The 11,530-nt window shown below is 44.2% G+C and carries 7 protein-coding genes and 1 pseudogene; 5 read left to right on the top strand and 3 right to left on the bottom strand.

Annotated elements, in window-relative coordinates:
- The first annotated feature begins 111 nt into the window (after positions 1–111).
- The 4 genes and pseudogenes from alaS to JMY06_RS04240 all read left to right on the top strand — a co-directional run bounded on the left by alaS (position 112) and on the right by JMY06_RS04240 (position 5,562).
- Positions 112–2,784, top strand: coding sequence for an alanine--tRNA ligase (alaS, locus tag JMY06_RS04255; RefSeq protein WP_201616436.1), 2,673 nt, complete (start codon positions 112–114; stop codon positions 2,782–2,784).
- A 322-nt stretch (positions 2,785–3,106) separates the two neighbouring features.
- On the top strand, positions 3,107–4,393 hold the full coding sequence (locus JMY06_RS04250; protein ID WP_201616434.1) for an aspartate kinase: 1,287 nt from the start codon (positions 3,107–3,109) through the stop codon (positions 4,391–4,393).
- A gap of 461 nt (positions 4,394–4,854) precedes the next feature.
- Positions 4,855–5,022 (top strand): annotated as a pseudogene (csrA, locus tag JMY06_RS04245) (carbon storage regulator CsrA); the annotation flags it as partial.
- A gap of 165 nt (positions 5,023–5,187) precedes the next feature.
- Positions 5,188–5,562 (top strand): HopJ type III effector protein, encoded by a 375-nt coding sequence (locus tag JMY06_RS04240; protein ID WP_201616432.1) that lies wholly within the window; start codon positions 5,188–5,190, stop codon positions 5,560–5,562.
- Positions 5,563–5,709: 147 nt separating this feature from the next.
- Here the strand turns inward: JMY06_RS04240 and JMY06_RS04235 are convergent, their stop codons facing one another.
- Together JMY06_RS04235 and JMY06_RS04230 are read right to left on the bottom strand one after the other, a co-directional pair.
- The gene (locus tag JMY06_RS04235) at positions 5,710–6,021 is read right to left on the bottom strand and encodes a YeaC family protein (RefSeq protein WP_201528586.1); all 312 of its coding nucleotides are present in this window, start codon (positions 6,019–6,021) and stop codon (positions 5,710–5,712) included.
- Between the two features lie 74 nt (positions 6,022–6,095).
- Positions 6,096–7,100: an NAD(+) kinase gene (locus JMY06_RS04230; RefSeq protein WP_201528588.1), complete on the bottom strand. Its 1,005-nt coding sequence runs from the start codon at positions 7,098–7,100 to the stop codon at positions 6,096–6,098.
- Positions 7,101–7,456: 356 nt separating this feature from the next.
- Here JMY06_RS04230 and JMY06_RS04225 point away from each other — a divergent pair, with 356 nt between their 5' ends.
- Complete coding sequence (locus JMY06_RS04225) at positions 7,457–8,179, top strand: Bax inhibitor-1/YccA family membrane protein (protein WP_201528590.1); 723 nt, start codon at positions 7,457–7,459, stop codon at positions 8,177–8,179.
- Between the two features lie 137 nt (positions 8,180–8,316).
- Here the strand turns inward: JMY06_RS04225 and JMY06_RS04220 are convergent, their stop codons facing one another.
- The gene (locus tag JMY06_RS04220) at positions 8,317–11,160 is read right to left on the bottom strand and encodes a heavy metal translocating P-type ATPase (RefSeq protein WP_413786884.1); all 2,844 of its coding nucleotides are present in this window, start codon (positions 11,158–11,160) and stop codon (positions 8,317–8,319) included.
- Between the last annotated feature and the right edge of the window lie 370 nt (positions 11,161–11,530).

The raw sequence follows: 11,530 nt of genomic DNA, 5'->3' as shown, positions 1-11,530 counted from the left end.
TGCGAATGGTCAAACACGCTATAGGCATTTGTGCTAAAATCGCTTGCAAAATTATTTAATCTGCTTTCATTTAGCGGTCATTTTAATACTATCTACCAGTAAGGAGCCGCTGTGAGCCAGCCATTTCGCTCAGCCGATATTCGCCAAGCCTTTATAGACTTTTTTATAAGCAAGCAGCATACCCCAGTCCCTTCATCGAGCCTGATTCCGCATAATGACCCCACGCTATTATTTACCAATGCGGGTATGAACCAGTTTAAAGAAACCTTTTTGGGTATGGAGCCACGTGATTACACGCGGGCAGTAACGTCACAAAAATGTGTTCGTGCCGGTGGTAAACATAACGACTTGGATAACGTTGGCTATACTGCACGCCACCATACTTTCTTTGAGATGCTAGGTAACTTCTCCTTTGGTGACTACTTTAAGCAAGCTGGTATCGCTTATATTTGGGAGTTTTTAACCTCTAGTGAATGGCTAGCGATTGATAAAGAGCGCTTGTACGTCACCATTTATGAGACTGATGATGAAGCGTTCGATATTTGGCACAAAGCTATCGGCTTGCCAGCGGAACGTATTATTCGCATTGGTGATAATAAAGGCGCGCCGTACGCCTCAGATAACTTTTGGACGATGGGTGACACCGGTCCTTGTGGTCCTTGTACCGAGGTATTTTATGACCATGGTGCTGATATTGAAGGCGGTTTGCCAGGTACGGCAGAGGAAGATGGCGACCGCTATATTGAAATTTGGAACTGCGTCTTTATGCAGTTTAACCGCCAAAAAGACGGCACTATGCTGCCACTACCCGCGCCTAGCGTTGATACAGGTATGGGCCTTGAGCGTATAAGCGCCATCATGCAAGGCGTGCACGGTAACTATCAAATCGATTTATTTATCCATTTGATGGATGCCGCTGCGACAATTTTAGAGATTAACAATGAGCAGCAAGCATCATTAAAAGTAATTGCTGACCATATCCGTGCAGTATCGTTTCTAATAGCTGATGGCGTGATGCCAAGTAATGAAGGTCGTGGTTATGTGCTGCGCCGTATTATTCGCCGCGCGGTCCGTCATGGTAACAAGCTTGGCGCAGTAAGTGACTTTTTCTATAAAATGGTCGCGCCTTTAGTTGCTGAGATGGGCAGTGCTTATCCTGAGCTTAAAGACCAACAAAGCGTTATCGAAAACGCCATTCAAAAAGAAGAAACCCAATTTGCCAAAACACTGGCACAAGGGTTACGTTTATTGGCCAGCGAGCTTGAAGACTTGCAAGACGGCGATGTGCTCTCTGGTGAGGCGGCATTTAAGTTATATGATACTTATGGCTTCCCACTTGATTTAACGGCTGATATCACTCGTGAGCGCGGTATTGGCATCGACGAAGCTGAGTTCGATGAACACATGCAAGCTCAACGTGAACGAGCGCGAGACGCAGGTAAATTTGACGTTGATTATAGCAGTGTTATTCAAGTGGATACGCCGACGACATTCATCGGTTACGAACAGTTAAACGATGACAATGTCAATATCAGCGCCCTTTATCAAGATGGCAAAGCAGTTACTAGCTTAGAGGAAGGTATGGAAGGCGTGGTGATTTTAGACCGCACGCCGTTTTATGCCGAAGGCGGCGGACAAGTCGGTGAGCTGGGTGAAATTCGCACGTCTGCAGGGGTGTTCGACGTTCAAGACACCAAAAAATCAGGGCAAGCCATTATTCATTATGGCATCGTCAGCATGGGTTCCATCAGTGCAAGCCAAACGGCTGATGCGCAAGTACTCTCTAGCATTCGTGCGGCTAGTGCTAAAAATCACTCGGCAACGCACTTATTACATGCGGCCCTACGCCAAGTATTGGGCGCGGAAGTGATCCAAAAAGGCTCATTGGTCTCCAGTGACGTATTACGTTTTGACTTCTCTTATGATAGGCCCGTTACTAATACAGAAATTACTAATATTGAACGTTTAGTCAATGAGCAAATTCAGGCTAATACCCCTGCTTGTATCGAAAACATGTCTATTGATGAGGCTATGGACAAAGGCGCAATGGCGCTATTCGGCGAAAAATATGGCTCAGATGTTCGCGTATTGACTATAGGTACAGAAAGTGTCGTGGATGGTAAGCCTCAGCCTTTTTCTATTGAGCTGTGCGGTGGCTTGCACGTCCAGCGTACCGGTGATATCGGGATATTAAAAATCACCAGCGAATCTGGTATTGCCGCTGGTGTACGCCGTATTGAAGCCGTTACTGGTATGAACGCGGTCAAATATATTCAGCAAAGCGAGCAACAATTGAGCGAGCTTGCCGGACAGCTTAAAGTTAAACGCCCAGAAGTAGCACAACGGGTACGTACCATGGCAGACAAGCAGCGCGAGCTTGAAAAACAACTTGAACGCTTAGAGCAAAAAATAGCCAGCGCCCAAGCTGCTAACTTATTGGATGATGTTCAGACAATTGCTGGTATACCAGTCCTTGTTAGTACCTTAAGTGGCGTTGACGGCAAGTCAATTCGCACATTAATGGACGATATTAAGTCGAAGCTTCCTGATAGCGTTATCGTCTTGATTGGTGATAAAGATGACCAGTTGGCCTTAGCTGCTAGTGTGGCTAAGTCTGTTACTGGTAAAGTCAAAGCTGGTGATATCATTCGTCATTTGGCTGGCGAGCTTGGCGGTAAAGGCGGTGGTAAGCCTGATTATGCTCAAGGCGGCGCACCAAAAACTGGTAACAGCGCGAACGTTATTAGCGCCCTACCTGCTTGGTTTGAGTCTCAGCTTAGCTAGAGCACTGAAACGCTTTTTGCGCAAAATTTTACTCAAGAGACCACTCTAAAATACTTACATGATGCGATTGGTTATAACACTTATAACCAATCGCCATATATCTAAGCCCCGCCTTGACTTAAATTTACGGCGTGAATATGGTATAAAGTACAACAGTTAGCCAATACGTCCTACCAACACAGACAATAAAAAGCGGCGCAGTTTTTATAATTCGGCTTCATCGTTATTAGCCTTAATCTAGAACCATATTGATAACTAGGCTCACTATAGATTAACGCTATTCCAATATAGATAGCCCTTGATAAATAATAGGTAAAATTTTATGGCGTTAATAGTACAAAAATACGGCGGCACGTCAATGGGCAGTATCGACCGCATCAAAAGCGTCGCGAAGCGGGTCAAACGCTGGCATGATAACGGCCATCAGATTGTGGTAGTCGTATCAGCAATGAGTGGCGAAACCAACCGTCTTATCGACTTAGCTCGCCAAATCAGCAGCGAACCTGACCCGCGTGAATACGACCAAATGGTCTCAACCGGTGAACAAATATCAATCTCTCTATTAGCAATGGCGATTAAAGAGCTGGGTATTGGCGCACATTCATTTACCGGACGGCAAGTGGCGATTAGAACCGATGGCGAGCACAATAAAGCGCGTATAGAATCCATTGAAGATAAGAATATCCGCGAGCAATTAGATGCGGACAATGTCGTTATCGTTGCAGGTTTTCAAGGAATAGATGAGCACGGTAATGCCACAACCTTAGGGCGCGGCGGTTCTGACACCACTGGAGTGGCTATTGCAGCAGCATTGGGCGCAGATGAATGCCAGATTTATACTGATGTCGACGGTGTTTATACTACTGACCCGCGCGTCACGCCCAAAGCCAAAAAACTTGAAAAGATTACCTTTGAAGAAATGCTAGAGATGGCCAGCCTTGGTTCTAAAATATTACAAATTCGCTCAGTAGAGTTCGCAGGCAAATACGGTGTGCCGTTACGTGTGTTATCTAGCTTTGATGAAGATACCGACGGCAGCTTTGATGACGACTTTAAAAAAAACGTCGGCACCTTAATTACGATAGACGAAGGAGACAATATGGAAAACGCAATCATCTCAGGTATCGCCTTTAATCGCGATGAGGCAAAAATCGTAGTACGCGCTGTGCCCGATCACCCTGGCATCGCCTCTGCGATCTTAAGTCCTATTGGTCGTGCGAATATCGAAATTGATATGATTGTCCAAAATCTCTCGACCAATGGTACGACTGACTTTAGCTTTACCGTTAACCGCACCGACATGGAAAAAACCATGAAAGTACTGAATGATGAAGTTAAAGACGAGATTGGTGCTAAAGAGGTCATCGGTAATAGCGAGGTGGTCAAAGTCTCATTAGTGGGTGTGGGCATGCGCTCGCACGCTGGAGTTGCTAGCCTAATGTTCCAAACCCTCGCTGAAAACAATATCAATATCCAAATGATATCGACCAGTGAAATTAAGGTTTCTGTTCTTATCCAAGAGCAATACTTAGAAAAAGCGGTCAAATCATTGCACACCGCTTTTGGTCTCGATCGCGAAGACGGCGATAGCAAAATTGCGGGTCAGTAGCTGCTAGATTCCGGCAGGGGTAAAAACAGCGCAAAGTATATGGGTAAAGTACTAGTAGCTGTTTTTAGTGTTTAACCCATTTTACTCAGTAAGCTATATATTATATAGGGCCTTAAATGGTCCTACTTTTATGACTTTTATGACTTTTATGACTTTTATGACTGGTAGGGTCAGTATATAGCTCGTAGTTTTGTGAAAAGCCGTGACAGTGTCGCTTATGCCACCTATAATGGGTTGTTCATTTGGGCTAAATGAACAACCCATTATTACTGCAGCTTATAACACCTATGACGCGCATATTTTGAGCAATTTGCCTCGCTGCGCTATTTTTTATTGATCATATGATAAATAAAATGTTTTATTATAAAAAGCATGAATGTTTTTTGCTGCGGTGATAGCCTGCAATCAGGATATACTTTAATGAGAACTATGTTGTTAATGCGACATAAGGAGTGTGACGCATGTTAATTTTGACACGCCGCGTGGGCGAAACTTTGATGATTGGTGATGAGGTCAGTGTGACTGTCCTAGGTGTCAAAGGCAATCAAGTACGAATTGGTGTTAATGCCCCAAAAGATATTGCCGTACACCGCGAAGAGATTTATCAGCGCATTCAGCATGAGCGTTCAGTACAATCACAAATGCAACACCTTGAGCAAGGCAACTTTGCACCTTCATTCGATGACGAAGACTATTTTAATCGCTAAGCCGTCATTCCTAACATCTAATCACTAAGCATGAATCAAGCACAGATCGCCTTCTGCTCTTTTAATCTGCTTTGAGGTCACATACTTATGAGTATCCGCCAATCAGACGTTTCGGCCCTACTTAATGGTTTGAGCAAAAAAGCCATTGGATTTAATGATGTCATCAGCTTTATCGATGATTTTTATCGTTATGCCCCTGCTCCATTTGTTAACGGTATGCTACATAATGCCGCCGGCGAAAACGAAGGCAGTGCCAAGATTTTCGGTTTTGCTAAGCATCATGGCCTAGATCAGCTGGACACGTTGAAACTATTTGGTGAGCATTACGAACAAGTTCAAGCAACACCAAATGGGACGGATCATGCCAATATTCGCAACTTTTTACATTGGGGTTGGCAAGGGTTTTTAATGCAACACAATCCATTGACCGTACGCCCAAGCGTTGATACCACAGCACTTTAATGTTGTATCAATGCAATATTGTATTAATATTAGGTTTTGCTAAAATTATAGCTGTTGAGTTAATAGACTAAAAAAGCCACGTTATCAATGATAACGTGGCTTTTTTCTTCAAGCGCAAGTAGATTTTAAAGGCTATTAAAATAAATACTACTTATCGCGAAATTTCACAGGTTGAATCGCACCTTTAGGATTAGGCATATTGGGATAGTGATGCTCATGTTCGACATCGCATTCGGCGCCAACGACAGAGCCATCATTTTTTACCGGCTTATGAATGTAGCCAGTACGCTCAGAGGGTGCTAGATGCTCATGCTCCCAAATCATGACCGCTTGCATACAGGTTTCGCGTTGGTCGGCAGCTAGCGGGCGACCGTCCGCCCATTTGCCCAGCTCAATTGCCGCACGGAACTTATCGACCACTTCAGGCGTTAGGTTTGCTAATATCGTCTCTTTATCCATCTTACTTACGCTCCTCTACCTTATTTATCGATTTTAATACTATTAATACACTTAATAAACAATTATTGATGCACTTATTCGTCGTCCATCATATCATCATCGGCATCAAGGCTGAACTCTTCAGCGTGCACATTCCAGTGCAGCTTCGTACGGCAAGCTTCATAAAAATCAAAACCTGGTGGATGCAATAAGGTTAATTTATCAGGGTGTTTACGAATGTATAAACGCTGCTCTTGGTCCAGCGGTATGCTTTGTCTGCCATCGGCACTAACCATAGGCTGAGTACGATTGTCCTCGTGAATACGGATACAAATTTCACTGTTTCCACTAACCACAATCGGACGGCTAGATAAAGTATGTGGATGCATAGGTACCAGACAAATAGCATCCATGCTCGGGTGAATGATAGGACCCCCACCCGATAACGCATACGCGGTTGAGCCGGTCGGTGTGGCTGCAATCAAGCCATCACTGTGCTGACGATACACATCCTGACCATCAATCTTCATCTGAAAATCAATCATGTGTACTGATTTTCCGGCATGCAATACGATATCATTTAGGGCCATATCTTCATGAATAATTTGTTGACCTTCCCGAATCTCCATGGTCAATAAAAACCGATGATCTAACTGATAATCGCCCATCAATACTTGGCGTAATTTAAAAGCAACTTCATTAGGTTTTACATCAGCCAAGAATCCAAGGCGGCCACGATTGACACCCAATACGGGTACCCGATAACGTGCCAGCGCTTCAGCAGCGTGCAAGATTGAACCATCGCCGCCTACGACGATAACCAAGTCACAAATCTCACCAATCAAGCTTCGTTTGACGATTTTGACCTTTTCAATCTCTACTAGGTTTAATGCCGGTAGATTGGCTGTTTGTACATCCATGATTAAGGTCAAGCCCATCTCGTTAACGATTTGGGCGACCTGAGTGAGGCTTTGGATCACGCTACGTTTCCCTGCACGTCCCATCAAACCAATACGCCGAAAGGCAGGGTTTTTGATGGCGTGAAACAGCTCTGATTCATGTAAGTGCGGCAATCGTGCTGATTGCACTGAGTTTTCCATAAAACGACTCGGTATAACTTTAAGTGCGCGATATCATTAAGATACGCGATAATGGTAGAAATTATGCGACAATGATAGCGATAAACGAGCGCTTAAACTAGCATATTTTACTAATTACCGCTGTTAACTGTCGTAATTGACCCCATATAACCACTATCCTAGATACTTCTCGAGCATATCAATTCTACTATAGAAAAGGACTGCTACTATTAGCGAAGAGGCTATCAAACAATAGCTTCACGCCTTGAATACTGTCACGTAAACACAGTTGACAATAATAGCGATTTTGCTAGAGTAGCTGATATCTATAACTTGTATTTATACTGTTTTTTATTTATATTATTGAGGACTTAAGTATGGCAAATCCTATTGTCAGTCGCGCAGAGCTTGCGATCGGTGGTGAGCCGATGACCGTCAAGGGCGTAATACAAAAGACAAGTCTGTTACTTGGGCTATCTGCTTTCACTGGTGTGGGCTTCTTCTTTTATGCGCTTATGGCAGGATTATCGCAAGGTTTTATCACTGCTGCTGCCTTTGGTAGTATGTTCGCCGCGTTTGGCTTAGCACTATATATCACTTTTAAGCCCCAAAAAGCCAAAACCTTGGCGATTCCTTATGCCTTATTAGAAGGTATCTTTTTGGGCGGTATCTCGCTGTTCTTTATGAGAATGTATCCCAGCGTTCCAGTTACGGCTATGTGTGCGACCTTTGTGACTGCTGCTGTTATGCTCGGACTGTATCGTTCTGGCCTCATCAAAGTCACGGAAAAATTTCGCTCTATCATGACCTCAGCTATCATCGCTATTATGTTGGTTTACGTCGCTCAATGGGTGCTTTCTTTAGCCTTTGGTTCAAGCCTACCATTCTTGTTTGAAGGTGGCATGATTTCTATTGGCTTTAGCCTATTCGTGATTGTTATCGCCTCTTTTACTCTTTTATTAGACTTTGATAACATCGATCGCGGCGTCGCTATGGGTGTATCAGAGGACTACGAATGGTTATTTAGTATCGGCATCCTTGCGACCCTAGTATGGATGTACATTGAATTTATGCGTCTGCTAAGCTATTTGCAAGACTAATTAAAAAAAACTTTATAATAATTAAAAATAAAAACCGTCTGTTGCTACAGACGGTTTTTTTATGGATAAAGCTTTTAGTAGGTTGATAATAAGTGCATAAATTCATTGGCTAACACTTCTTATATTTACTTCAATACCTAAGCTCGTTTTAGACGCAGCGCATTTAACACTACCAATAACGAGCTGAGCGACATGCCGATAGCTGCCAGCCACGGCGGTACATAGCCAAAGATAGCGGGTAATAGCACAATGCCGTTATAAGCTAATGCCCAGCGGAAGTTTTGTTTAATAATACGTTCAGTTTTATCCGCGACACGTTTAGCCGCAGCAATCGCTTCAATTCGGCCATTTAAGATAATGCTATCACTTGATACCTGAGCCAAATCTGCCGCGCCAGCAATCGAAGTTGAAACGTCAGCCGCTGCCAATACTGGCGCATCATTAATACCATCGCCAACCATCAATACCACCGCATTTTTCGCCTGCAATTGCTGAATATGATTGACCTTGTCGGTTGGTGATAGACCATTATATGCCGACTGAATGCCTAAAGACTCTGCCATAATCAACGCTTGCGGGCTTGGGTCACCAGTCAACATTACCGACTCAATATCTAGCGTCTTCAGCTTATCCAGCATAGGTTGCGCAGTATCACGTACCTTATCATTAAAGTAAAAACACGCCAGTGCCTGCCATGAATTTGGCTGTTCGTCATCACTAGCAATAATGTACTCGGCGGATATGGGACGGCAAGACAATACCACTGCTGAGCTGGCACGATGCGCGGCTAAATCAATTTTCAAGCTGTCGCTTGCATGAGCATCACCGGACTTTTCATGATTGGCCTTTCTATCTAACGCAAAGTCAACATGACCAATCCTGTATAACATGCCATCAATTATTGCCTCGACGCCGCCCGCTGGGTAATAGGTTAGTTCTTGGGACGCCGGTAAATGCAATTGATAAGCAGCCGTGAGCAGCGCATGAGCAATTGGATGGCGGCTACCGACTTCAAGAGCAGCGGCGATAGCCAATAGCATATCTTTTTGAGCGGCTGTTTCCGTTGATTGATTAGCTGTTGATGCGGAGTTTGGTTTTAGTGCAAACGGTAGCAGCTCAATATTTAATAAGTTAGGCTTACCATAAGTGAGGGTTCCAGTTTTATCAAAAGCCACATGAGTAATCTCCGCTAAGGTCTGCAAGGTATGACCACGAGTGGTTAAAAAACCATAGCTGGCCAGACGGTTGGTGGCGACCGTTAGAGCAATCGGCGTTGCCAATGATAACGCACAAGGGCAAGTGGCGACTAATACCGCTACCGTTGCCCAAATAGCTTGACTGGGGTCTACAATATACCAGCCGATAAAGACCAACGCCGATAATACCAAAATCCGTGCCACAAACCAGCGTGCTAGCTTATCTGCTTGCTGCGCGAGCTTTGGCTTTTCACTCATCGCACGGTTCATAAGACGATCGATTAGGCCAATCTGACTGTCTTCAGTTAGCGCAGTAACCAACATCTCAAAGGGCTGACTGTCGTTTTGTGCACCGCCAATAATATAATCGCCTTGGCTTTTTATAATCAAGTCGCCCTCGCCCGTTAATAAGCTTTGGGAGACGGTGGCGGTTTGACTGAGCAAAATACCATCACTGATAATCTCAGCGCCGGCTTCAATCATGATGATATCACCCACTTGCAAACTTTGGGCAGTGACCATCTTTTTTTGGTCGCTCAAGACTGGCTGCTGACGGGTCGCCTGCTGCCAGTCTTGAGCGATACTTGATGTAATCTTATAAACACTAGCATCCATACTTTTCATAAAGTCTGGCATGGGGTTTGGTGCAGTAGCTGCTAAGGTATCAGTTTGAGCGCTTGCATTATTAGAAGGCGCTATATTATTAAAAGGCAAATTATCAAGCTTATGAGCTTCTTTATTATTATCAGAGAATTGAATTTTCTGTAAAATCAGCTCAGCGGCGTCTTTATCTTCAGCTATTTTTTGTACTAATACTGGCTCGACAACGACCAAATCATTGGCCATAGTTGCCGCTTTTAAACGTGCATTGTGCTCAATGTAACGCCCCGCTAATAAGAAGAAAATAAACATACTTACCGAATCATAGTAGGTCTGTCCATGTCCGGTCACGGTGGCATATAAACTGGCAAAGAAAGTGACAATCAGCGCCACGCTGACGGGCACATCCATATTGACTTGACGGGCGCGAATCGCTGACCACGCCGAGGTAAAGAATGGAACACCCGCATAAAAGAACACCGGCACACTGACAAATAAAGACACCCAACGTAAAAAGTCCCGCTGCAATATCAACATGCCGCTATACTCACCAAAGTATATCGCTACGGCATACATCATGGCTTGCATGGCACCAAGCGCGGCAATACCGAGCCTTAATAGCATCTTATTAGTATGTTTCGCCAGCATCGCTTCATGAGTATCTTGCCGATAAGGTTTGGCCTCATAGCCAATCTCATTAATCACCGCTAGGATACGACTGATGGGCAGTTTGGTCTCATCCCAAACGATACGCATACGCTGATTGGTCAGATTGACCTGACATTTACTAATGCCATCAATCTCGTCTAACCGCGACTCAATCAGCCAAGTACAAGCCGCACAACGCAAGTTATTAACCGATAATTCAGCGACTGACAGACCATCTTGAGCGTAGACAAATTGCGACTTAATTTCGTCGTGGTCATAAGCTTCAAGGCGAGTCATTTGGGAGGGCAGACTTGCAGTCCGATTAATCTCTGAGCGGTCGAGATAATATTGCTCAAGCCCGGCCTCAACGATACTTTGTGATGCCAGCTGACAACCCATGCAACACATCTCGCGCTCTGAGCCTAATACGTCGGTATAAAATGGCGGCTTTGGTACCGGATCGCCGCAATGAAAGCAGTGTCCCGCTGGCGGTAGCACTAACCCTTGAGTAATAGAGTTATCGTCGTAATGAGGCATGGTTGTCGATGACAGGGTGCTGGACATGGCTGATATGGTTTCCTTTAGACAGGCTTACTTTAACCCGATGAACTTTGGACAAACTCACGTTACCTAATAGGCTTTTTCGTTATTCAAACGTCTTACGACAAAAACCAGCTTAATAAAGAGCGAGCGTGGTCAAAATCTGACTTAATCAGAATAGTAATTACGAGCTTAGGCAAAGACATCGTTGCCGTACTGATAACTTGCTATTTTATATGGCCTTTAACTGTCAAATTAAAAGTCTAATAAATTAAGCAAAATATTGGTAAGGATTAGCGGTATCTATTATACACCCACAGCCTTTCACACTAATGAATGCTTGCGTTGACGATGATAGATTGAAAAT

This window comes from Psychrobacter urativorans (genome assembly GCF_904846675.1).
Classification (GTDB): Bacteria; Pseudomonadota; Gammaproteobacteria; order Pseudomonadales; family Moraxellaceae; genus Psychrobacter; species Psychrobacter urativorans_B.
The sequence above is the reverse complement of the archived record's forward strand: the minus strand, read 5'-3'. Positions and strand labels throughout refer to the sequence as shown.